The organism is Bradyrhizobium sp. AZCC 2230, from assembly GCF_036924495.1.
Classification (GTDB): Bacteria; Pseudomonadota; Alphaproteobacteria; order Rhizobiales; family Xanthobacteraceae; genus Bradyrhizobium; species Bradyrhizobium rifense.
Map to the genome: position 1 here is coordinate 4688507 of NZ_JAZHRS010000001.1, position 23580 is coordinate 4712086.

The following is a 23580-nucleotide window of genomic DNA, read 5'->3' on the forward strand; positions in this document are numbered from 1 at the left end:
TGCCTACCGATAATCACGCCTTACCGCGAGTGAGCTCACCGTTCCGGGCGCTGTACCAAGGGCCAGAAGGCGGGCCTCCAAGTCGCAAAAGCGTGGGTTGGCACCGTAGCTAGGGTGCGAAGCTACCTGCAGCTGTCAGGAGACCGGTGGAAATTCAGACCGGTAGCAAACTCGGTTTGGAGGAGCGGTGATCCCCCACGAGTAGCGTGCTAGTGCCCCTCGATGCTGCGCAGGCGGCCCAATCGCCGTCGCATCCTCGTCAATCTGATGGAGTAGCCGGTGGATGCCATCCTCTCAGGTCGGCTAAATCACGTTGACGTGGTGGCGCCTTCTCGAAACTCAGCAAGGCGCCGAAAAGGCATTCGGCGGTACGGTGAGGCAATGGCAGGAAGAGTTCATTGTCGCCCAGTAATTCGACCGCGCCACTTCCGACCTCTGCCGCCGAAGAAGGGCGACAGATCACTGCCGCACGTTTTAGATCCGTGATCCGAGAAAAAAGGTTAAGAGGAGCCCCTTGCCTTTAACTTCGATCTGCCCGCGCGGTTCGCAGTGAAACACTCCCGCGACTCTTTCGTAGGTGGCCTCCGAGATTTGAATTTGGTCGGGCTGGCTTGTCGATTCAAGCCGGCTCGCCAGATTAACGGTGTCGCCCCAGACGTCGTAGATAAACCGGTGCTGGCCAATGATGCCGGCCACCACATCGCCGGAATGAATTCCAATTCGGGATGACAGCGCTATTCCGAACTGCTTGCCGGTCTCGCGAACGATGTCGATCATACCGAGTGCCATGTCCGCGACCGCAATCGCATGATTAGGCCGCTCATCAGGAAGGCCACCGGCGAGCAAATAGGCGTCACCGATGGTCTTGATCTTCTCGAGGTTCAGCGACTTCGCCAACGTATCGAAAGCGGAAAACAGGTGATTAAGAATTTCAATAATCCGAGCGGGCGAAGAGCCACTGGCCAAGCTGGTAAAGCCGACCAAGTCCGCGAAAAGGATCGTCGCATCCGGGAATCGGTCCGCGATCGCCACCTCGCCTAGTCGCATGCGGTCCACAACGCCTGCTGGCAGAATGTTCAGCAACAGCGCGTCAGATTTGCTTTTCTCAATCCGTAACTGGTCAGTGAAAGCCTGTTCGCGATCGCGTAGCCGCTTTCGCTCGAGAGTCGCTTCGATGCGTGCAGTCAACAGCACGGGATTGAAGGGTTTCGGAATGTAGTCCTCGGCACCCGCTTCGATGCAGCGAACGGTACTGTCGATCTCGTCGAGTGCGGATATCATGATGACGGGAATATTTCGCAGCGCCTGATCCTCTTTCAAGCGCAGCAGGACTTCGAAGCCGTTCATATCCGGCATCATCAGGTCCAGCAACACCAGATCGAACGGCGTTTGCGCCAGCAGGTCGAGCGCACTCGCCCCCCCTCGACCATGCAGACAACGTGACCATCGCGGCTGAGCCTGCGGGACAGCAATTCGCGATTGGCCAGGATGTCATCAACGACGAGAATGCGACTCGATTGCGATTGAAGGCGGCTGCGGGCCGGACCGATCGACGCGATAACCTGGCCGACGAGGTCCTGCTGCGACCTGACCAAAAGTGGCAGACTGTCGCGCGTCCCGATTGCGCCCGAGTCGGTCATCGCCACCAGCCGATCAACCTGTTTCAGCAATTGCTCGGCGGCAGAGACCATCTTCCCGGCATCGTTGAGCAGTTGTTCGCGGCCGTTCTCGCGCGCATCCTCAATGATCAGTTCGCTGTATCCCTTGACCGCATTTAAGGGCGTTCGCAAATCGTGGCGAAGCTTGGCCTTGAATTGCACCAGATCAGGCTCGGTAGCGGTAGACCCTTTGAGGGTCAACGCGACGAGCCGATGAAGTTCTTGTTGGAGCGAAAGTCCTGCGGTGCGAATGCGTGTAAGATCCGCGACCAGCGCGTCGTCATGATCGCGGCGCGCGTCATCCATCAGGAGTTCAGCAATCTCGATAATGACCTGAGTCGAAATGTTGAATTCTTGCCGGACGAATGCCTCCAGCGCGCGGTCGAAGCGCGGATCTGGTTCGCCTGTGGTGGGACGAGCGGTCATGCCATCAACTTGGCGGCAACAGAGCTTCTATTTTTTCCAGCAAACGCGACATTTCGATGGGCTTGGTATCGTAGTCGTTGCAACCCGCCCCAAGGGCCTTCTCCTTGTCGCCGGACATCGCATGGGCCGTCAGCGCAATAATCGGGATATGCCCCGTCGTCGCGGATGCCTTAACCTGCCGAGTTGCCTCCCAGCCGTCGACAACAGGCAGGCTCATGTCCATCAGAATCAGGTCCGGTTGTTCGCTCTCAGCCATGTGGACTGCCTCGCCACCGTCGACCGCCATCACCACCTCGAATCCCTTGCGGACAAGACGACGAGAGAGCATGTCCCGGTTCATCTCATTATCTTCAACTAGCAGTATCTTGGCCATTGTTTCCGCCATCAGGTCATGCAGTCACATCGTCGGATCGGCTCTGGCCGGCCGCTAACCGTCCATTCCACGCACAAATTGGACGAGTTGAAATTTAATAGTCCGGACCTCTGGTACGTCGTCTCGAACGGGGCTCTGACAAATGAGTTCGGAAGCGACCGCAGACCGGAGTTGCCCTTCGCGCTTCCCTATAACGGACCTTTCGGCTTCTCGACGCTCAGCGCGCTGGACCAGAAGAGCATGTTCTGCCTCGCCGTCGTGCGGAACGGCTCCGACCGATTGGTGATCATGATAGGCAATGCACAGATCCATTTCGCGCAGATCGCGAGATCATTCGTGCTTCGAGGTCGTTTGACCATATCGCTGGCTGCACTGGCCTTCGCCCTGACCGTTGCGCTGGGTATCCTGTTGTCGGCGCGCTTCGTGTCCCGCACCATCGCTCGCGCCACGGAACTCGCTCTAGCCATCGACCCGGCGGCTCCGCAGGGATCGATTGCACTGGATCAAGTCCCGCTCGAGCTCAAACCGCTGGTCCAAGCTCTCAACCGGTCGTTCGATGAGATCGATGCCTACATCCGAATGCAGCGGCGGTTCCTCGGCAATGCAGCTCACCAGCTACGTACGCCGCTAACCGTGCTCCGCGCGAAGATCGAGGATGTCACCGAACCGGGGATAAGAGCCGAACTCGTACGCGATGTCCGATGCCTGGCTTCGCTCGTCTCGGCAATGCTGGACCTCGCCCGTCTGCAGAATCATGCGATCGAAAAGCAGCCCTTCGACCTAGCAATAGTGACAAGGGACGTGCTCGCTGACCTTAGTCCCTCGGCTTTGGATGCCGGTATCGAGCTCTCGTTCGAAGCGGACGAAGGTACTGCAAGTATAAAGGGCGTCGAAGCAGCCATTCGGAGTGCCCTCGCCAACCTGGTTAGCAACGCATTAATTCATGCCCGAGGCGCTCGACACATTGTGGCCAGGCTAGGTCCCGGGAGCGTATCCATCACCGATGACGGAGCGGGCATATCTCCGGACGTCAGGGACAAACTGCTTGAGCCTTTCCGGACGGGCAACAGCGCCGGGGACAGCGCGGGGCTCGGGCTTTCAATCGTTCAGGAGATCATGGCAGCGCACGGGGGCGAATTGACCATGGCGTCGGCTCCGGGGGGCGGGACGACCGCCTGCCTTCGCTTTCCCGAAGCTGCCTTCGCGGCGCGAAACGAAACCAGCTTCCCTGGGATCGAACCGACCTAGGGCGACGGCTTCCGGGCCTCGCGTGGCGAACCTGCCGCAAGACTCCAGCCGATTGCCGAACCGCATCACCATCGTGGACGCAACCGTTCCATGAAAGGCGCCAGGCTGCGCCTGCGTCATGTCGTCGGCACCCAGGCCGGCATCGAGCAATGCTCGGGCAACGTAGTCGCGCGTTAATGGAGCGGCAGCATACCCGCGGACGTGCTCAAAACGTCGCGTGCAACCAAAGCCTGCGAAGACCATCGGAGAACGCATTCATGCACATCAAGATCGTTCCGCCCATTGGGGCGCGCTATTGGGTCGGCATTGCGATCGCCAGTGTCTGTGGCGCGAATCTGGGTGATGCCACGGTGGATGTGCTCGAGTTGGGCGATGCTGCCCGTCTTGCGGCGCCGGGGCTCGCTTTCGCGGTCGTCGTGCTGGCAAATCAGTGGAGCAGTCGCGGGAGCGAGATTCACTATTGGCTGGCCATTCTTGTCGTCCGTGCGGCTGCGACAAGCTTGGCCGATATCGGTGTCGAATATGCGAACGCGAGCTACGCGACGCTCTCCGTCCTGATTGCGGCAATTCTGGTGGCGTTCCTTGCGGTGCGCAACGCTTTCATCTCTAAACGAGAGATGCCGCAAGCTTCATATGCAGATGGTAACTATTGGGGGGCCATGTTGCTTGCCGGCACGCTCGGAACGATCATAGGCGACTGCATCGGCCACGCGATTCATCCGGTTACGGTCGGTGTGCCAATCTCTGCAACGATCACTGGCGTGGCCGTTGCCCTCATTCTTGGCGCGAGGCCGCGTCGCGAAGCGTCGGTCGGGACTGCTACCTATTGGATAGGCGTTGTCGCGATCCGCGCCTTTGGCACCAACCTCGGCGACATCGCAGCTTACGTATTGTCGCGCCCTCTAAGCATCGCGATCAGCGCTCTGCTGTTAGCGACAACGTTGACGATGTGGTACGAGCCCATCGATCCCGAGGTCACGGAAGCAAGACGAGGCCCGCTTGCGTGAGCACAGCATCGACCACATGTCAGCAAATCCGAACTGACGCGGCCACTTACTCCCGCTCTGCAACTATGTGCCTCATCGCTTGCGGAAGCGCTCGTCGAAGTGAGTTGATTTCGCAGCAACAACCCGCACTTCAAGCCCGCCCGAGCAATTCTGCTCCGCCGCCCCGCGCCGGCGCGACCGTTAGATCAAAATCGTCCGGCTTCTTCGCGATCAGCGTCTGCGTCGTCAGAACCAGTCCCGCGACCGATGCCGCATTGCGCACCGCGCTGTAACTCACCCTGACGGGATCGATGATTCCGGCCTGGACGAGGTCGACCATGCTACCGGTGCGGGCATCGAGGCCAACGCCGTTATGCGACTTTGCGACCTTGTCGACGTAGGCCGCGCCGTCCAGACCGCAATTGGCAGCGATGCGGAAGAGCGGCTGCGTCAGCGCCCGCTGCAGAAGCTGCGCACCTTGCCGTGCGCTGCCGGTGAGGCCGGCGATCAGCGACTCCAGCGCTGGTGCAGCACGTATCAGCGCAACGCCACCGCCTGGTACGACGCCCTCTTCGAGTGCGGCACGTGTTGCATTGATCGAATCCTCGATCAATTGCACACGCCGCTTCTGCTCGACGGGAGTTGCCCCGCCGGCGAGAATGATGGCCGTACCACCGGCAAGCTTTGCCAGCCGCTCCTGAAATTTGTCGCGCTCGATGTTCTCCGGCGCGGCCTCATATTGGCGCTTGATCTGTTCGCGCCGGGCGTCGACGGCCACCTGATCGCCGTTACCGGCGGTGATCAGCGTCCGCTCTGCCGAAATTCGCACTTGACGCGCACTGCCGAGATCCGCGAGTTCGCATTTATCGACGCTGCCGCCAAGATCACGGGCGATCACCTTGCCGCCCGTCGCGATCGCGATATCCTCGAGCAGCGCTTTGCGCCAATGTCCGTATTCCGGTGGATGAATGGCAGCAACTTTGAGCTTGTCTCGCTCGCGGCGCGCGAGCATGTCGATGATGCAGGCCGGAGCCACCTCATCGGCGATCAGCAGCAGCGGCCGCCCACTCTTCGCTATCAATCCATAGACCGTCGTCAACTCGGCCGGCGACAGGATCTTGTGGTCCGTCATCAGGATAAAGGGATTATCAAGCACAGCCTGCATCCTTTCGACATCCGTCACCATGTGATGGGAGAGATAGCCGCGGTCGAACGCCATGCCCTCGACCACCTCCAGGACAGTCTTGACGCCGATGCCAAACTGCACGTCGACGATGCCCTGCGACCCTGCCCGTTCGAAGGCTTCAGCGACGAGGTTTCCAAGCGCGACGTCGTTGGCGGCAACGCGCGCGATCGCCCGCACACCCTCGCCGCCCTGAAGCTGCTTTGCCTCTGCTTTCAACGTTGCCACGGTCGCTTCGACGGCGGCTTCGATTCCGTGAACCAGTTCCACCGGATTGGCGCCCTCGGCGAGGCACGCCAGCCCCTGCTGAACAAGCGCATCCGCCAGCACCGTCGCAGTCGTGGTGCCATCGCCGGCGACCTCATTGGTCTGCCGCGACACTTCGCGCACGATCTGCGCGCCCATATTCTCGAACGGACATTCGAGTTCGATCTCGTCGGCTATGCTCACGCCGTCGCGAGAGACGACCGGCGTACCGATCGGCCGATCCATGATCGCGTTCATGCCCTGCGGTCCCAGCGTCGCCGCAACAGCGCGCGCCAGCTTTGCAACCCCGCGGCCAAGGGCCTCGCGAGCGGCGGCGTCATGGAGCATCATCTTTGGCATTGCTTCTCTCCCGATTTTGTTGTCGCTGGCTTCCGGCGCCGCTCGCTAAGACGGATTCATCTTGGGGCGTTCAGGCAGGGGGGTTGTCATATCGAAGCGCGCTGACAACAAGCCCCTACACAAGGCACCGTTGAACTCGGCGTTGACGCCGACGCGCCGCAGCCCCCTGACATAGGTTTCGAGGCCCTCGGCCGGAAGACGCCGTCCCTCCGCCGACAAGAACGCCGGCGCATCCGAGCTGCACGGCCCAACGATCTCTCGCCGCTCCAGATAGCGCCCGACCAGGTCTTGGCCTTCCCTTTCGACAGCCAGCGCACCAAGCTCGGCGAGGATCATCGTGACAAGTCGCTCCGCCGTGTAACCCCGAACCATCAGCTGACTCAGCAGCGCTTCCTGGCGGCGCTGAAACGCCTTCAGAAGAAAAGTACGGCGCACTTCACTCAAGTCTCCCGTTGCCTCGCTGCCGAAGGTTTCCTGGAACGACAGGCCCTGCGAAATGCCTTCGTTGATCTTGTCGGCATACATGTGCTCGCCAAGAACGACGCTCACGCCGCGAACCCATGGTAAGGCGCTCACGACGGCACGCATATCGTCCGCCATCATGAAGGCAAAGTTTGCGGCGCACCAATAGGTCGGCAAACGGAACTGGATGTGGACATGATCAATGGCATCCACCTCCACACCGGTGACGAAGCCGAGCTCCGTCACCGACTCGTCAAGCTCCGGGTCGATTACATGGCGTAGCCGATCCCAAATCTCGGACGTGCGACCGGCATGTGGTCCGCTGGCGGTCATGATGCCGCCGCCATAGGGGCCGTCAGCTTCTGCTTCTGCGCCACGATATCGACGTCGTAGAGGCGAGCCGCATTCAACCCAAGAATCTTCTTCTTCGCCGTCGGCGACAACGACACGCCAGTCTCCTTGGCCACATCATCCGGCAGCTCGAAGGCCATGAATTTCTCGATCAGCCATTTCGGCGTCCAGATGCCGTAGTCGCTGCCGTAAAGCAGCTTGTCCTCTCCGAGCCAGAACAGCAGTTCGGAAATGACATGGGCGAAATAGCCCGGTCGGGTATGAATGAACGGTAGTGCGACGGCAAGACCGCCATAGACGTTGGTCTCCTGCGTGGCGATCCAACAGAAATCGTCCAGCCGCGGCAGGCCGCAATGCTCGATGATGAAGTTCAAGTTCTGGAAGGATGTCGCGACATCATCGACGTCGGCGACATCGAAGGCGTCACGGTTCAGGGGCAAAATCGTCGGCCCCTTGTGCACATGGATGTTCTTGATCCCGAGTTTCTCGGCCTCTTCCAGGAAACGATACGAGGCCGGATCGGTCAGCTTGTAGCCTTTGGACTCGCCCTTCCACTCGGCGGTGTAGAGCTTGACGCCCTTCAGATGGTATTTCTCGGCATCGGCGCGCAGCTGATCGAGGCCCCGTTCGCCATCCCGTGGATCGAACGCACCGTTGATGATGAAGCGATTGGGATAGGCTTTCATCATCGCATAGTTGCGTTCGATGTTGTTGAAGCCTTTCTTGTAGAAGTCGGACAGGTAGGTCGACTGCAGAATCGCCATGTCGTCATAGCCATGCACGAAAAGATCGTCGTGCATGGTCTGCGCATCGTATTTTTCAAACTTCTCCTTCGGCCACAGCCACTCCTTCGGGCTGAGATTTGAATGGTAGGCATAAAAGCAGTCGATGAACTGCTTGCCGTGAACGTTCTTCTGATTCTGCGGGCTGCCATCCCAGAAATGGGTGTGCCCGTCGATCACGAAGATTTCCTCGCCGTCTTTGGTCTTGAACATGGTGTTTCTTCCCCTATCCTGATTTTCGCCCGGCCCACGCGGTGTTGCCGGGCGAGCCAATCGATACCGAGCCAGCCGGTCACTATGAACGCCTATTCGTAGGCAAGGGCATCGTTCATGTCGCCGAACAGCGCGACGGTGTTGTCGTCGATCATCACCATCCGTCCGTAGTGCGTTGAAGTCGAAATCTCGAACAGATGCGGCGTCATGACGCGGCCGAGCGCTTCGGAAATCTCGGCCATGTCGAACAAGATCTTGCCGTTGCCATCGATCCGGATCATCGCTGGCATATAGGTGACCGTTATTCCCGCCTTGTCCGCCATGACCTCGGCGATGACGCGCGCCTCGACACTGTCGTTCATGGTGACGCCGCATTGATGGGAAATCGTCCCCTCGAAACGGACGTCCTTCATCGACTTAAAAATATTGGCCTGGTGTTGGGACATCGCTGCCTCCTTCTCTGTTGACGGGTTTGATCAGGCGGTGAGCGAAGCAGGCGCCCGGATACCGACCTCGGTGGTAATGGTCTTGATGCGATTCTTGGCGGCCGCCAGCGCATCGGCAAAGCTGGACACCTTCACCCGTGGCTGTGACCAGATCGGCTGCAGGTTCTTCGCGGCCTCGAGCGCAAGCGCCCCATGTTCGGCGAGCCAGCCGTTGAACACGCCCTGGTTATGCGCCGCGAACTCCGGTTCGTGGACCAGGATATGGAACAGCTCCACCGCATTGGCGAGATTGCGCTCGTAGTCGGCCTCGGCGGCCGAGACCACCGCCGGCGTGATGAAGTCGCCCTGCGCGGCTGCCAGCTGCATGATAAAGCCGCTGCGGAACAATTCGCCGACGAGCGGCTCGAACACCAGATTGATCGCGAAGTATTGTTCGAGATAATCGCTCGCGCCCATGATCGACTCGACGGACTTGCGCGTGCCCTGCCAGACCGGATCCTCCAACCAGTGCGTCTTGCCCGCCGCGGTATCGAGGGTCGGACCGATGTCGATCGCGAGCTCAGCCAGATAGAGCGTGAGATCCTGGGCGAAGCGCAGCTTGTAGGACGAGTTGGTCAACACCGCATTGTTGATCATCTGGGTGTAGCCGTAACGCTGCGCCTGCATCGTCGCGGTGCCGAGACCGAATTCGGCGTGCTTGTAAGCGCCGAGATGATCCTGCAGGACCTTGACCCAGGTCTTGTCGAATCTCGATGCGGCACCGGATTTGCGGCCGTTGTCGATCACGTTCTGGATCATGCCGCAGATCGTCGACTGGCGCTGGTAATGGGTGCGCTCCCACTCCTGATCGATAGCGCGGAACTTGTGCCAATTCGAACTCTTGGCGGCGGTCGAGTCCTTTGAATAGGCCGGGCGGCCGTCACCGAAGGCGATGATCCAGTCCTGCAACAAATAGCGTTCCGGATCGGGCTGAACGTCGACAGTCATGTCTTCATAGTGCGTCGCCTTGCGGCCTTTCGGTTCGTAATAATTGTATTTCCGGCTTTCGGAACCGGCGAAGACGGCCGCACCCGCGGCTCCGGACTTCTGTGCTGCAGATTGGACTTGGGCGCTCATGGTATCCTCCTCGGGCTTCTTGGTTGTCGTCGGGTGTGGTGCTGTGTGCGATCTTGTTCAGGTGTTCTCATCTTGTAGGCTGGGTGAACTTGTCGAAGTAGATTCGGTCCGGCTCGATCCCGGCCATCTGCAGAATCGGCAGAACGGCGTCGATCATCTGCGGCGGACCGCACGAATAGCTGTCGATCTCACCGGCCAGCTGCTCTTCCCGAAGAAGGCGGCCCACGGCTTCGTGGATGAAGCCGGTCTCTCCTTGCCAATCGTCCGAGGGCCCTGCGTGCGACAGCGCGGGAATGAATTTGAAGTCGGGAAGCTTGCTTGAGATCGCCGCCAATTCTTCCAACAGGAACAGGTCAGCGCGGGTACGCGCACCGTAGAAGAAACGGATCGGCCGCTGTTCGCCGCTCTCGATATGATCGGTGAGAATCGACCATAGCGGCGACATGCCCGAGCCTCCGCCAACCAGGATCATGGGGCCAGGACGCGCCTCGCGGCGAAAGCACGTGCCGTACGGTCCCTTGGCAACGAGCTGATCGCCTGGCTTGAGATCGCCGTCGAGCAGCGAGGAGAATGCGCCATCGGGATATTTCTTGATGATGAAATGAAGCGTCATCTGACTGTTGGGCGCGCTCGCCATCGAGAAGGCGCGTGTGATGCCCATTCCGGGAACCGTCAGATCGACATACTGCCCGGCCCAGAAGCGCAGCGGCTTTTCGAGCTCGACCTCGAGCCGGCGAATGTCGTGGGTCAGTGCGCGGACACCGACGACCCGCGCATCGAATTCCTTCACCGCGATGGAGCGGCTCAACAGATCTTCGTCGTAATTTAGCAGTTCGACGGTTAGATCGCTGAAAGCATGGGTCCGGCACAGCAGAACATGGTTGGTGTCGCTTTCATAGTCCGGCAGCGCGAACGTCGAATATTTGAGAAGCTCGATGTCGCCGTCGATCAGGCGGGACTTGCAGCTGCCGCATTGACCTTCCTTGCAGCCGTGCATCAGCGAGATGCCCTGGCGGAACGCCGCATCGAGCACGGTCTCGCCCTCTTCAACTTCCATTTCGACGCCAAGCGGCTCGAAACGGACGGTGTGAACTGCTGGCGCCGGCATGGAGTCTCTCCGGATCGTGCCCAAGCTGTTGATGGTCCCGCAGCGGATCGAGCGTGCCCGCCGGGGTGATCCGGGAGCCGCCCTGGCGGCTCCCGGTGCAACGTCAGTTCAGTGGCGCCTCAGTTGAATGCCCGGATCTTGAAGCCCTTGCGATATTCCGCGAGCGACTTTTCACGATCGGCCGGGCTCAGCTCCCGCAGCAGACGCAACGGGCTCTGCAGGGTGTGACCGCGCACGTGGTCGAGCGTCCACATTTCCTTGTCGTCAAACCTCAAGTGCGGTTGCGGCACCAGCGTCTTGCCGTCCGGGCGAACGAAGCCGAGGTCCTTGATGGCGTCGGCCAGATCCCAGCCGTGGTAGCAATCCTCCCACTCGCGGCGGCCGCTGAAGCGGCCCATCGCGGGCGTCGGACGGCCCTCGTATTCTGCCGCAAACGCCACCTTGTGGGTCCATGCGCATTGCTTGGAGCAATAGGTGTAGACCTTGCCATCCACCTCGTCGCAGACGATATCTTCGCGGATCAGGCAAGGCACCATGCAGCTCCAGCACCGGTGCGGATAGACGTATCCGTTCTCCTGGTCGAACAGGATGTTGGTCTCGCCTGGCTTGCTCTTCTTGCCGTACCACTTCCAGTAGTCGCCGAACTCGGCATACCAGCCCGGATATTTGTGCTCGAACCACTCGAAGTCCTTCTCCGTCTGGGCCTCGATGCGCCAGAAATTGACCGGCCAGCCGACCGAGAAGAACTGCGCAACCTTGTGGACGTAGTTCTTCTTGACGATGCGGTCCCATGCTTCGGCGACGTCATCATGATGGATTTTGATGCCGTATTTCTCGAGCGGAAGCATGTAGGTCCGGTAGTAGTCTTCATAGATCCAGCGGTGCCAGAGTTCCGCATAGGACTCCTTGTTCTTGTCGCGATTGGTGGTGCCGTACTCGATGAACGTGCCGATGGCGGCATCGACGATGGCGTGATTTTGCCAGAACGCGTATTTCAGATCCCGCTCGAGCAGGAGATGGTTGTCGGGGTTGTTGATCATCGACATCAGCATCGAATGGCCGTTGCCGATGTGGCGCGATTCGTCCGACTGCACCGACAGGAACACGGTCGGCAATGCATAGTCGCCGTTACGCGCTGCCTCCGAGGGCATGGCCACGAACAGCGTATTGGTGAAAGCCGTCTCGGCGACGACGGTCAGATAGACGTTGGCCGAGGTGATGGCGTCGCCGGTAATGAAGCCTTCGGCAAACTGCCGGCCGATCGTGGTCGCATAGCACTTGCCGAAAGCGGCTTCAGTGATGTCGAAGCCTGCCGGGTCGATGTAGTTCTCCATGTACCATTTCTTGAGGTTCATCTGGATCGTCGAATGCCGGAATTCGTCGACCATCTGCATGGTGAAGCCGGTACGCAGCTCTTCGCCGGGCGCGAGCCGTCCGACCATGGCCATTGAACGCGCCGCCGAAATCTCCGGGAACGGAATGATCGCCAGGAACAGTTTCATCCACTCCACCCAGCGCGGCTCGACATTGCGGAACATGTCGCCGCGCAACGCCGCATCGAGCGCGCCGTAGACGCGGTTGTCCTTTTCCTCCTGCATCGGGAAATAGGACCGCAGGACCTGTTTCATCGGGTCCCTGGCAACCTTCGAGATCTTGTAATCGGTCGGGAAGGTCATCGCTTCCTGAACATAGCTCGGCGTCCAGCCGAGATCGGCGACCCGGTTCGCGGCCTCCGTAATACCGATACCCTTCTGCGCCGTGATCTTGTTGAGCGTGAGACTTGCCGTCATTTAGCTTCTCCCTATCTGTGGCGTTAGCGTCGCTTCCGTGTCAGATCATTGTTGCGGACGACGTCCGCGGTATCCTCACCGATCGGCTTGCGGCCTCAAGGCTGTCTTCGGCGAACCGACCGTCAGGCCGGCTTCGTCCCTTTCGTCCACTCGCCAATGTTGGGTTCGGATGGCTTGGCGAGCTCTTTGCCCTCGACAAGAAATCGCGCCAGCAGCACCAGGGCCCCTATTGCGAAATCCTTGCCGTGGGCGGCGATCATGTCTTCGCCGATCAGGGCGAGACGCTTGAAAAATTCGTCCTTCGAACGCTCCTCGTCGGTCTGAACGGGAGCTTCCATGGTGTTGGCGTCAGCCATTGAAATCCTCCTTGGTGTCCGGCTCATCGGCTGCGGCATCGAATGCGACAAGCATCGCTGTCAGCCAGTCCCGCTCGGCGGCGAGCCTCTGCTCTTCCTCGTCGATGACCGCGAGGCGCTGGTCGCACTGCGCGATCGCCGCCAGTGAAGATCGGGACGCACCCGGCAGAGCCGCCGCACGAACCGCCAGTTTTCGTTCGATCTCGGCGCCGTGCCGCTGGTTGTCGCAGCGTAACTGGCGCGCATTGTTGTCGATCAACTTCATCACCATCTCGTGCCGTGCCCTCATGCGCGCCTTGTCGTCACGTTGGGATTCCATCTGGTCACCCTCCGGGAGGGCCGGCCTGCGCGCCAGGAGGCAGTTGAATGATAAACTGCATCGCAAGACGCACTCCGACGCCGTGTTGCTCGCGATCATGGGACAAGCACCGCGCGTCCGGGCACGCGGCCATGATGAAGATCATGGAGCGCGTCGTTGGCTGCGCTCAGCGGATACTCGCGTGTCTTCAGGTCGACCAGACCGCGGTCCGCCAATGCCATGAGTTCGACTAGCTCGGCGTAGGTCCCGACCAGATTGCCGACGATGGTCTTTTCGGACGTGATCATGTCGATGGTCGGAATGTCGATCCGTCCGCCGTAGCCGACGATGTAGTAAAAACCGGCATTCCTCGTCATCGCGAGGCCCTTGGCGATCGCATCGCCCTCACCGACGAAGTCGATGACGGCTTCGGCTCCGTGACCGCCGGTCAAGGACAGCACGGCTTCGACCTCATTGCCGTCCGCCTTCACCACATGATGAGCGCCGCAACCCCGGGCGAGCTCGAGCGCGCCCGCCGCACGATCGAGCACGATGATCTCGGCGGCGCATAGCGCCTTCAAGACCTGGATGCCGATATGCCCGAGCCCACCGGCTCCGATAATCACCGCGTACTGGCCGGGCAGCAGATGGCGCGAGGCTTTCTTGGCGGCGCGATAGGCCGTGAGACCGGCGTCGGTGTAGGGAGCGACGTCCTTGGGCGCCAGCGTCTTCGGGAGCTTGATCAGGCTGCGCGCGCCGGTCAGAAGAATCTGGGCATAGCCGCCATTGGCGTTGATCCCCGGAAAGACGCTCTCTTCGGCGTGCATGTCGTCACCGCGACGACACGCCAGGCAATGGCCGCTGGTGACAAGCGGATGGCAGATCACCGGCTCGCCCTTCTTGAATCCAGTGACGCCCTTGCCGACCTCTTCAACCCATCCGGCGTTCTCGTGCCCCATGATGTAGGGAAGATTGACGCTAGACTTTTCGCGCCAGATGCCTTCGACAATGTGGAGATCGGTTCTGCAAACGCCGGCACCGCCGATACGCACGATCACATCTGTTGGATTATCAAGGCGCGGATCGACGACATCTTCGAAACTGACGAATTCCTTGGCGGTCAAGGTTTCGTCGTAACGGTGCAAGACGGCGGCTTTCATCTCCCGGTTCCTTCTTTTCCGCCGCCTTCAGCGCGGCTTTGATCTTTTCTCCTCCCTAATGAGCAACTGCCGTGCCAGCACTTCAACGCGTTGAAATCCCAACGCAATGCTTAAGGACGATTGCCAGGACTGTTGCACCAATGAACAATTCTGCGAGCAGAGATGTTGAGCCGCGGAACATCATGCGGCGCAGCATATTTCAGCCTTTGATATCTTTCGCGCGCGCGTAAGGTGATGATCGCGATGTCCGGCCGAGACCGACAAGAGTGGCGCAACAGCCAACGCGGTCTTCAGAGAAACATCCGCGGAGGAAAAGCATGCTGTCCACGGAGGAACGCGTCGCACTTGCGCGTCGCGAGCTAGAACGGCACGGAGCGGTTTCGACCGAATTGTTGCCACCCGATATTCTGGAGAGCTGGAAGCGCTGCGCGAACGTCCAACTGGATCCTCGCCGCCCGCCGCCGCTTCAGATCGAAGGCGCCGCCGTGCTGCGGGCTGCGCGACAGCGGCACGAACTCGTGTTGCGGTTCGCCATGGCGGAGATGCACAGTCTTCACAGCCAGATCGCCGGAACGAATTTCGTGATCGCCTTCGCATCGCCCGACGGCATGTTGCTGGATATGGTTGCCGACGACAGCTTTCGGACGTCGGTACATGGCGCCTCGATCAGGCCTGGTGCCGTCTGGTCGGAGGCACGTTGCGGCACCAACGCACTGGGGACCGCATCCATTGTGCGCCGCCAGGTTCTGGTCCACGGCGCCGAACATTACTTTCCGCGCTTTGGCGGGCTCACCTGTGTCGCCTCACCGGTCTTTACGCCGAACGGATCATTGGCAGGTGTGCTGGATGCTTCGTCGGACTGCCGATCGCGTCAGGAACACACCCAGGCGCTGGTGGCCATGGCCGCGGCGCAGATCGAGAACGGCCTGTTTCGCCGCCAACATGAGAACGACCTCCTGATCGCATTCCATAGCCGGAGCGAGTACGTCCATACGCTCAGCGCCGGATTGCTCGCCGTCGATCGCGAGGGGCGACTGCTTGCCTTGAACGGACGCGCCAAGAACCTGCTGCAGGGTTTAGCCACGCCCCCCGGACAGCGCTTCGAGGAGATATTCCTGACGCCCTTCCAATCCTTCCTCTCTGAAAGTCGCAGGCAGGAGGGCCAGCGATTGGAGGACGCAGTTGGGAGCACGTTCGTCGCGACGATCGAGAACCTTCGTTCAACGGAGATGCCGCGGCGGCCGGCAGTCTCGCCCAAGCCGGCGCTGACCAGCTTCGTCGCCCACGATCCGGCGGTGCGGGCGATCGTGCGTCAGGTCGAGACCGCGGCAGCGCGCAAGATGCCGATCCTGATCCGCGGCGAGACCGGCACCGGCAAGGAGCAACTCGCCCGCCATGCCCACGCCGCCAGCGGACGGACCGGCGCCTTTGTTCCCGTCAACTGCGCCGCCCTTCCCGAAAGCCTCGTCGAGGCCGAACTGTTCGGCTATGCCGAGGGCGCCTTTACCGGCGCACGGCGCGGCGGCGCCGTCGGCCTCGTCAAGGAGGCCGACGGCGGAACCCTGTTCCTCGACGAAATCGGCGATATGCCCGTCACCCTGCAGGCGGTGCTGCTCCGCCTGCTCGACGACTGGACCGTGCGTCCGATCGGCGGCGCCCGCACCAAGGTCGATGTCTTCCTCGTCTCCGCCACCAACGCCACCCTCGACAAAGCCATCCTCGAGGGCCGCTTCCGCTCCGACCTGCTCTACCGCCTCAATACCCTCGAGGTCACGCTGCCGCGGCTGCAGGACCGCACCGACTTCGACGCCATCGTCCACCATTTGCTCGGCGCCATCGATCCGGATTGCGAAATCACTTCGGCCACCATCGCCAGTCTCGCCGCGTGGCCCTGGCCCGGCAACATCCGCGAGCTGCGCAACATGCTGGCGCGCTTCACCCTTGCCGCGACCGACGGCTTCATCGACGAGGCCGCGGTCGGCGCTATGATCGGCCCGCCTCCGCACAAGGCCTCCGGTTCACTACAGGACACCCAGCGCGCCCGCGTCCTCGCCGTCCACTCCGAGACCGCCGGCAACATCAGCGAAACCGCACGACGCCTCGGGATCTCACGAAATACCGTCTATCGGGCGCTCGGCCAAAGCCGCCGGGACGGTCCATAGCCGCCGCCGACCCAGATGCGGAGGCCGTTGGCCTTCGAATTGGCGGCATGGACCTGATTGGAACATCGTCCTGCTGGAGCGGGTCTCCTTTTGCAGCGCGTAGACAAGGGGTATAGATTGCGCCGATAGGCGACACGAAAGAAGCGCCTGCTGAATCCGGGAAGTGAAACGCAGGATAGGTTTGATCGGAGACGCCGTCATCGTAACGCGAGCGCCGGACAGCGTTCAAAATTCGAGCCTGGACAGCCCTCCAGATGAATGGATGGAGTCCGGTCGATGCGCGCCCTTACGTCACGCAGACGGTTATTTGACAGGCAATCCACATCAAGGTGATCGATAGCGCGACCTCCTTTACGGGTCGCCGATGCCGTCACCTCGGAGGAGCCGGGATGGACCAACGAGAAGTACGGGTGGCTTGGGAGAAGTTCGTCGAGCGCGGCGCCTTGTCAGCGAATTTGAGATTGTCGGTCGCTGCATCGTGGCAGAGATCCAAAAATCATCAGGTCACGGTCGATCGCGCAAGAGCGCCGCTCGTGCCGGAAGCTGAGTTATATCGTCACCGTTCCAAACACGCTGCTCTCCGCCATGCGGCGCGGTCCGCGCTCGAGAGCTCCGGAACATTCCTGAGCGATGCGAACTCCATGATGATTTTGACTGATCCCTCCGGGTTGATCATCGATACCCAGGGAGACGCCAGGGTTATTGACGCCGGCCGCGCGGTTCACCTGGAGCATGGCGGGCGATGGAGCGAGGCCGACATCGGCACCAATGCCATCGGCGCGGCGATGGCGGAATCGAAGCCCGTTCAGATTCGCGGCACGGAGCATTTCTGCTCGGAAATTCAGCGATGGACCTGCGCTGCCGTCCCGATTCATGATCCCGCCGACGGCGAACTTCTAGGCGTCGTCGATATTTCGGGTCCGGCAAACACTTTCAACTCGCAGAGTCTCGCGCTGGCCGTTTCCGTGGGCCATCATGTGGAAAGCGTATTGGCGCAGTCGATCCGGCAAGATCACGAAAATCTGCTGCGTCACTTTCTCTCCAAGAGGCCGCTGTGGGCTAGCGAGGATTGCGTCGTGCTCGATCGCCGGGGCATGATCGTCCATGCGACCGAGCACGCACTGAGCGTCGTCAGGGGTCATCGCAACGTTGTCGGCGATCATACGCCTACACAATTTCTGAAAGCGTTTCCCTTTGACGAATGGCCAATCAAATTGAAGGAGTTCCTTCCGAACGCGAGTTTCGATCTCGTAAGGAACGAAAGCTCCAATATAGGTGCCATCATATTGCTACACGCGCGCCGGCGTGCGGCAACCGGAGATCGGAACAGCCAAACCGAGAACCTTCGCTCGACGGAGATGCCGCGGCGGGCTGCGGCATCGCTCAAGCCGGCGGTGACCGGCTTCGTCGCCCACGATCCGGCGGTGCGGGCGATCGTGCGGCAGGTCGAGACCGCAGCAGCCCGCAAGATGCCGATCCTGATCCGCGGCGAGACCGGCACCGGCAAGGAGCAACTCGCCCGCCATGCCCACGCCGCCAGCGGACGGACCGGCGCCTTTGCTCCCGTCAACTGCGCCGCCCTTCCCGAAAGCCTCGTCGAGGCCGAACTGTTCGGCTATGCCGAGGGCGCCTTTACCGGCGCACGGCGCGGCGGCGCCGTCGGCCTCGTCAAGGAGGCCGACGGCGGAACCCTGTTCCTCGACGAAATCGGCGATATGCCCGTCACCCTGCAGGCGGTGCTGCTCCGCCTGCTCGACGACTGGACCGTGCGTCCGATCGGCGGCGCCCGCACCAAGGTCGATGTCTTCCTCGTCTCCGCCACCAACGCCACCCTCGACAAAGCCATCCTCGAGGGCCGCTTCCGCTCCGACCTGCTCTACCGCCTCAATACCCTCGAGGTCACGCTGCCGCGGCTGCAGGACCGCACCGACTTCGACGCCATCGTCCACCATTTGCTCGGCGCCATCGATCCGGATTGCGAAATCACTTCGGCCACCATCGCCAGTCTCGCCGCGTGGCCCTGGCCCGGCAACATCCGCGAGCTGCGCAACATGCTGGCGCGCTTCACCCTTGCCGCGACCGACGGCTTCATCGACGAGGCCGCGGTCGGCGCTATGATCGGCCCGCCTCCGCACAAGGCCTCCGGTTCACTACAGGACATCCAGCGCGCCCGCGTCCTCGCCGTCCACTCCGAGACCGCCGGCAACATCAGCGAAACCGCACGACGCCTCGGGATCTCACGAAATACCGTCTATCGGGTCCTCGAGCAGTGTCCGGCGCGGTCAGAATGATCTTGTCGTTCGACGCACGAAATACCGTCTATCGGGTCCTCGAGCAGTGTCCGGCGCGGTCAGAATGATCTTGTCGTTCGACGGCGGTCGAGCAGGAGTCCCTGCGTTGATTGATGTCATAAAGAGTTTATAGGAGGACTTAGTTGCGGGGCTCGCAACCACAGGTATCGGCATTCGCTGATGTTGGCCATATGAAAATAACAGCCGAAACGTATTCAACTTCCACGACGCGTATCTTTCTGTTCAGCTTGAAGCGGGTCGTCTCGATGTGGCGCTTCTCTACGATCACAAGGCGTTCGAGCACGTCGCGTGGACCGAGATGATGACGGAAGACCTGATGCTGTTCGTGCCCAAGAACAGCCCGATAGCTAAACGGAAATCGGTGTCCTTCAGAAAATTGTTTGATTTCCCCATCGTTCTCCCAGGGCGTCCGAACGTGCTTCGAACCGTGATAGAACAACTGGCTGCCCGTCATGATATAACGCCTGCAGTCAAGGACTGCGACAGTCTGCCTGCCATCGCCAAGCTGATCTGCAATTCTAACTACATGGCGATCATGCCGCACTTTGCGTTTGTCGATGAAATGGCGCGTGGCGAGATGGTGGCGATCCCGATCGTGGATCCGGTTCCATCATGGACGCTTGCAGTTGTGGTTTCGCAAAGAACCATGAACACACGTGGAAGCGAGGCAGTTGCCCGCGTGTTGGCGGAACTGATCGCGGAGCTCGTGGAGCATGGCACTTGGCGCGCAAAACTCCGAGGTGAGAAGTTTAGCAGGGAGACGATGGCCTGACGGACTCTTGCGGAACTCGGTAGAGAGCTTTTGGAAAAGGGCGATGGTAATCGTGCGCCATTCTCCCACCACGGCGTTCAAGGCCGTGTCCACCGGGTCCTGGTGTCCTTAGCACGCGCAAGTGCATCCTTTCTGGAGCCCGCCATCAACTATCGGTCGTCTGAACACGATTCAGAACCTCCCGCTTAAGTTCCTTGGTGCCTAGAACATCACGAGCAGTATCTATCGCTCGATATCTCGGGAGATTTTGGACCGGCAAGGTTGAGCTGTGCCTCACATCTTTGTCGCTTCGCGTAGAGCAACACCTGTTGGGACAGAGTCCTTAGCTGCACATCGACTTTTTCCGACAGGCATTGTCCCGCTGCATCGAATGTTTCTCCAACAGTGACGATCGCCGCTCCCAATGGGGTCGGCCATCCTCTTAGGGCGTGGACAACCGAACGAAGTGCCAGCAGCGTCGAGACGGCACCTTGCTCGCCTGCCGCGGTCACAACACAACCGACAGCTCGTCCTTCCAAATAGGGCCTTGCGTCCGATCTGAGTTCCTCGACGTAGTCGAGCGCGTTTTTGACGAGGCCTGAAATTCCGCCGTGATAGCCTGGCGTACCCACAATCACTCCGTCGGCGCGACGGAGTTCGGCTACGATGTTTTGCGCTCCAATGGAGAGTTTGGCGCCCGGTGTGTATGGTGGCAGGTCAAGATCGGCGCCGCTCACCAGGTGCGTTTCTCCTCCCAGTGAGGCAACTTCACGGAGGCACAGCGCGAGCGCCTTCTGGGTTGAAGAGCCTACCCGCGTAGTGCCTCCAAGCGCCACGATGTATGGTATTTTCATAGCGTCACCTCACATGCCGAACCGAGCTGGACCCGCAAGATCTCAGGACCCCCTCCCGAGCGAGGCTCCTCCATCAATGGGAATCTCTGCGCCGGTGATGAAATTGGAGGCCCGCGATGCGAGGAGTAATGCTAGCCCTTGAACATCTTGAGGATCGGCGACCCGGCGCTGTGGGATATTCCTGCTCATGGTGGCGGCAACTTCCGCCGACTTAAGTCGACCCCCTCCAATATTGGTAGCAAAGGCGCCGGGCGCGATCGCATTCACCGTGATATTGAATTCGGCGAGTTCCAAGGCTGCCTGCCGGACCAGGTGTGCCGCACCAGCCTTCGCCGGCATGTAGGGCGTACCGATCCAGGCCTGATTACGGGACGAGGCAATCGAGGTGGTGACGATGATCCTCCCCATTCGACGCGACTTCATGTGTCGGACGGCGGCTTGGATTGTCGCAAATACTCCACTTAAGTTCACCGCGATAACATCGTCCCAATGGTTATCAGTGATCGCTTCGAGTGCGCCTCCCGGATAGCGGGCCCCCTCAAGGCCGACAAAGCCTGGGCCTGCACCAATGCCTGCGTTGGCGAATACCGTGTCGAGGACTCCGTAGTGAGCGACCGCCTCATCAAATGCCTGCCTCAAGGCACGGCGGTCACGTACATCGGCTGCCCTTGCGAAGACTTCTACGCCCGTCTGCGTAAGACGGTCTGAAGCGGCGGCGAGCGACGCCTTGTCGATATCAAAAAGCACCAGCCTCGCTTGATTGGCCGCCAAGACCTCCGCGATAGCCAGGCCGATTCCACTCGCAGCGCCAGTAATGGCGACGACATTGTCCTTTACGTCAAATAGCTGCTCGACTTTCATCGCTAGGCCTTTCATTATGCTGCCGTTAGACCGCCATCGACGACTAATTCGGCTCCCACCATGTACGAGGAGTCGTCTCCGGCTAGAAATCTAACTACGCTCGCTATTTCATCCGGCCTGCCAATACGACCGATTGGGTATTGCTGAAGGATCCGCGAACGAGCAGCTTCGAGGCTCTCTTCTGAGCCAGGCTTAAGTTGGCTCTCGAACAAGGGCTTCGTTAGTGGCGTATCGATCAAGCCTGGATAGATAGAGTTCACTCGTATCCCATAGCCGCGGCGCGCGAAATCGACCGCAATAGCTTTTGTGAATAATCGCAGCCCACCCTTGCCCGCCGAATAAGCAGGCATGCCGGGCGATCCCTTTAGCGCAGAGACAGATGCAATGTTGATGATGGCCCCATCAGAGGGGGAACCGCTTGCAGTCTGACGCATGACGTCAAGTGCCTCCTTGATGCCCAGGAACGCGCCGTTCAAATTCACATCGATGTCGTGCTTCCAGTCCTCGATCGTGAGTGCTTCAAACGGCTTGATTTTTGCGCCACCGGCGTTGTTCACGAGAATGTTCAACCCACCGGCGATCCGGGTCGTTCCGGCAATGGCCGCCCTCCATTGATCGCGGTCCGTGATATCGAGTCCGATCCCGACCGCGCGACCGCCATCTGACACGATGCCACTCGCCACACGATCTGCCTGCTCACCATCAAGGTCGGCAACTACGACCAGTGCTCCGTCCACCGAAAGGCGTCGACAGATCGCAGAGCCGATTCCGCCAGCACCACCTGTCACCAATGCTGTCCGTCCCTGAAGAGAGGTCATGACTTGTCTCCTACTTGCTGCCGATCACGTCGCCGAAGGGCTCGAAGCGTCGACCGTTGAACTTCACGGGCTGAAGTTGGTCGATCGGCGAATAGTCAGTCTTGCTGGTGCGGATCTTGATGCCAGGTAGATAGACATCGATCTCCATATCGAGGCTGGTCATTTGCTTCATCAGGTTCTCTCGCGTGAGATTGTCGCCGCACTGCTTGAGAATTTCTGCGAATGCTTTGGCCGCGCCGTAGCCGAATACAGTCGTGCCGTTCTCTTGATCGCCCTCTGGGTAATACTTCGTCATGAAGGCGCGGAATTGCCGGATGCCTTCGTCATTGGCCCAACGAGGATCGGCTGGATCCTTCAGGTAGACGGCACTGATGATTCCCTGTGAGACATCAATGCCAGCGGCGGACATTGTCGACTGGGTAGACGCCGACGCATTGCCCAAGAACTGGACGGGCTTCCATCCGACTTCTCCAATCTTCTTGATCGCCTGCGCGGCAAATTTTGGCGTAGAGAGATTGACGAAGATATCGACATTGGCAGATTTGATCTGCACGACTTGCGAATCGACCGTAGGCGTAGTCACCTCGTATGGAAGCGCGATGACTATCTTCTTGTCAGCATCAGCTCCGAACGCTTGACGGAATCCAGCGATGTAGTCTTTGCCAGAGTCGTCATTTTGATAAAGAATTCCGACCGTCTTGGTCGGATAGTTCTGCTGAATGTATTTTGCATAGATCGTGGCTTCGCTGACATATCCCGGCCACCACGCCATGCTCCAAGGCGAATGTTCAGGGTCATCAAACCTGGCACCGCCGCTGGAGATGAAGAGATGCGGCACCTTCTTGGAATTGACGTACTTCTCGATCGCGGAGTTTCCAGCCGTCCCAACAACGTTGAAAAGAGCGAATACTTCGTCGGATTCGATAAGCTTGCGAGCTTGCTCCATTGTTTTGGGGGGGCTGAAGCCGTCGTCATAGGTGACAAACTCGATCTTTCGACCGTTGATGCCTCCCTGGTCGTTGATCATCTTGAAGTAAGCGGCCTCGGTTTTGCCGATGGCAGCATATGCTGACGCCGGGCCGCTATAAGGCATTATGTTGCCAATCTTGATGGTCGTGTCGGTCACTCCCACGTCGTATTTCTTTTGGGCCATCGCGACGTCATTGGCGAGCGTCGCGAGAAGGCCCGACAGCAGCACGACACTCAACAAACGCATGTCGAGTCTCATTGGCACGCACCTCCCCGTCATTTGTTGTCTTG

21 protein-coding genes and 1 pseudogene are annotated in these 23580 nt (G+C 60.1%); 5 read left to right on the forward strand and 17 right to left on the reverse strand.

The window, feature by feature from the left end:
• Window positions 1-474: 474 nt before the first annotated feature.
• The 3 genes from V1280_RS22530 to V1280_RS22540 are packed head-to-tail and all read right to left on the reverse strand — an operon-like array spanning window position 475 to window position 2457.
• Complete coding sequence (locus V1280_RS22530; RefSeq protein ID WP_334528982.1) at window positions 475-1371, reverse strand: adenylate/guanylate cyclase domain-containing protein; 897 nt, start codon at window positions 1369-1371, stop codon at window positions 475-477.
• Window positions 1359-2084 carry a histidine kinase dimerization/phospho-acceptor domain-containing protein gene (locus V1280_RS22535; protein ID WP_334528984.1) on the reverse strand — a complete coding sequence of 242 codons (726 nt, stop codon included), beginning with the start codon at window positions 2082-2084 and terminating at the stop codon, window positions 1359-1361. The genes V1280_RS22530 and V1280_RS22535 overlap by 13 nt, the downstream gene beginning before the upstream one ends.
• A 4-nt stretch (window positions 2085-2088) precedes the next feature.
• Entirely contained in the window at window positions 2089-2457 is a 369-nt protein-coding gene (locus V1280_RS22540; RefSeq protein ID WP_195799827.1) for a response regulator, read from the reverse strand.
• Between the two features lie 171 nt (window positions 2458-2628).
• Here V1280_RS22540 and V1280_RS22545 point away from each other — a divergent pair, with 171 nt between their 5' ends.
• Both V1280_RS22545 and V1280_RS22550 read left to right on the forward strand, forming a co-directional pair.
• Entirely contained in the window at window positions 2629-3705 is a 1077-nt protein-coding gene (locus tag V1280_RS22545) for a sensor histidine kinase (RefSeq protein ID WP_334528993.1), read from the forward strand.
• A 257-nt stretch (window positions 3706-3962) separates the two neighbouring features.
• Window positions 3963-4712, forward strand: coding sequence for a hypothetical protein (locus tag V1280_RS22550; RefSeq protein ID WP_334528996.1), 750 nt, complete (start codon window positions 3963-3965; stop codon window positions 4710-4712).
• Between the two features lie 130 nt (window positions 4713-4842).
• Here V1280_RS22550 and V1280_RS22555 read toward each other — a convergent pair whose 3' ends face one another.
• The 10 genes from V1280_RS22555 to V1280_RS22600 form a co-directional block, all read right to left on the reverse strand.
• Window positions 4843-6480, reverse strand: coding sequence for a molecular chaperone GroEL (locus V1280_RS22555; RefSeq protein ID WP_334528999.1), 1638 nt, complete (start codon window positions 6478-6480; stop codon window positions 4843-4845).
• Between the two features lie 45 nt (window positions 6481-6525).
• A complete protein-coding gene (locus V1280_RS22560; RefSeq protein WP_334529001.1) occupies window positions 6526-7275 on the reverse strand; it encodes a metal-sulfur cluster assembly factor in 750 nt (249 codons plus the stop codon).
• A complete protein-coding gene (locus tag V1280_RS22565; protein WP_334529004.1) occupies window positions 7272-8288 on the reverse strand; it encodes an amidohydrolase family protein in 1017 nt (338 codons plus the stop codon). The genes V1280_RS22560 and V1280_RS22565 overlap by 4 nt, the downstream gene beginning before the upstream one ends.
• Before the next feature lie 92 nt (window positions 8289-8380).
• A complete protein-coding gene (locus tag V1280_RS22570; protein ID WP_309178496.1) occupies window positions 8381-8734 on the reverse strand; it encodes an MmoB/DmpM family protein in 354 nt (117 codons plus the stop codon).
• A 30-nt stretch (window positions 8735-8764) separates the two neighbouring features.
• Window positions 8765-9850, reverse strand: a complete 1086-nt coding sequence (locus V1280_RS22575) for an aromatic/alkene monooxygenase hydroxylase subunit beta (RefSeq protein ID WP_334529007.1) — start codon at window positions 9848-9850, stop codon at window positions 8765-8767.
• Between the two features lie 67 nt (window positions 9851-9917).
• The gene (locus V1280_RS22580) at window positions 9918-10958 is read right to left on the reverse strand and encodes an FAD-binding oxidoreductase (protein ID WP_334529010.1); all 1041 of its coding nucleotides are present in this window, start codon (window positions 10956-10958) and stop codon (window positions 9918-9920) included.
• A 119-nt stretch (window positions 10959-11077) separates the two neighbouring features.
• On the reverse strand, window positions 11078-12748 hold the full coding sequence (locus V1280_RS22585) for an aromatic/alkene/methane monooxygenase hydroxylase/oxygenase subunit alpha (RefSeq protein ID WP_334529013.1): 1671 nt from the start codon (window positions 12746-12748) through the stop codon (window positions 11078-11080).
• Window positions 12749-12870: 122 nt separating this feature from the next.
• Window positions 12871-13104, reverse strand: coding sequence for a hypothetical protein (locus V1280_RS22590; protein WP_334529016.1), 234 nt, complete (start codon window positions 13102-13104; stop codon window positions 12871-12873).
• A complete protein-coding gene (locus V1280_RS22595) occupies window positions 13097-13423 on the reverse strand; it encodes a hypothetical protein (protein ID WP_334529019.1) in 327 nt (108 codons plus the stop codon). Before V1280_RS22595 ends, V1280_RS22590 begins: the two co-directional genes overlap by 8 nt.
• A gap of 95 nt (window positions 13424-13518) precedes the next feature.
• Window positions 13519-14562 (reverse strand): NAD(P)-dependent alcohol dehydrogenase, encoded by a 1044-nt coding sequence (locus V1280_RS22600; RefSeq protein ID WP_334529022.1) that lies wholly within the window; start codon window positions 14560-14562, stop codon window positions 13519-13521.
• A 317-nt stretch (window positions 14563-14879) separates the two neighbouring features.
• Here V1280_RS22600 and V1280_RS22605 point away from each other — a divergent pair, with 317 nt between their 5' ends.
• From V1280_RS22605 to V1280_RS22615, 3 genes and pseudogenes are all read left to right on the forward strand, one after another.
• Entirely contained in the window at window positions 14880-16724 is a 1845-nt protein-coding gene (locus V1280_RS22605; RefSeq protein WP_334529025.1) for a sigma-54-dependent Fis family transcriptional regulator, read from the forward strand.
• 389 nt (window positions 16725-17113) lie between these two features.
• Window positions 17114-19015, forward strand: a complete 1902-nt coding sequence (locus V1280_RS22610) for a sigma-54-dependent Fis family transcriptional regulator (protein WP_334529028.1) — start codon at window positions 17114-17116, stop codon at window positions 19013-19015.
• 256 nt (window positions 19016-19271) lie between these two features.
• A pseudogene (locus V1280_RS22615) lies at window positions 19272-19808 on the forward strand (LysR substrate-binding domain-containing protein); the annotation flags it as partial.
• Between the two features lie 209 nt (window positions 19809-20017).
• Here the strand turns inward: V1280_RS22615 and V1280_RS22620 are convergent.
• The 4 genes from V1280_RS22620 to V1280_RS22635 are packed head-to-tail and all read right to left on the reverse strand — an operon-like array spanning window position 20018 to window position 23548.
• Window positions 20018-20641, reverse strand: coding sequence for an NADPH-dependent FMN reductase (locus V1280_RS22620; protein ID WP_334529031.1), 624 nt, complete (start codon window positions 20639-20641; stop codon window positions 20018-20020).
• A 42-nt stretch (window positions 20642-20683) separates the two neighbouring features.
• Window positions 20684-21502, reverse strand: a complete 819-nt coding sequence (locus tag V1280_RS22625) for an SDR family NAD(P)-dependent oxidoreductase (RefSeq protein ID WP_334529034.1) — start codon at window positions 21500-21502, stop codon at window positions 20684-20686.
• A gap of 14 nt (window positions 21503-21516) precedes the next feature.
• The gene (locus tag V1280_RS22630) at window positions 21517-22320 is read right to left on the reverse strand and encodes an SDR family NAD(P)-dependent oxidoreductase (RefSeq protein WP_334529037.1); all 804 of its coding nucleotides are present in this window, start codon (window positions 22318-22320) and stop codon (window positions 21517-21519) included.
• 10 nt (window positions 22321-22330) lie between these two features.
• On the reverse strand, window positions 22331-23548 hold the full coding sequence (locus V1280_RS22635) for an ABC transporter substrate-binding protein (RefSeq protein ID WP_334529040.1): 1218 nt from the start codon (window positions 23546-23548) through the stop codon (window positions 22331-22333).
• Between the last annotated feature and the right edge of the window lie 32 nt (window positions 23549-23580).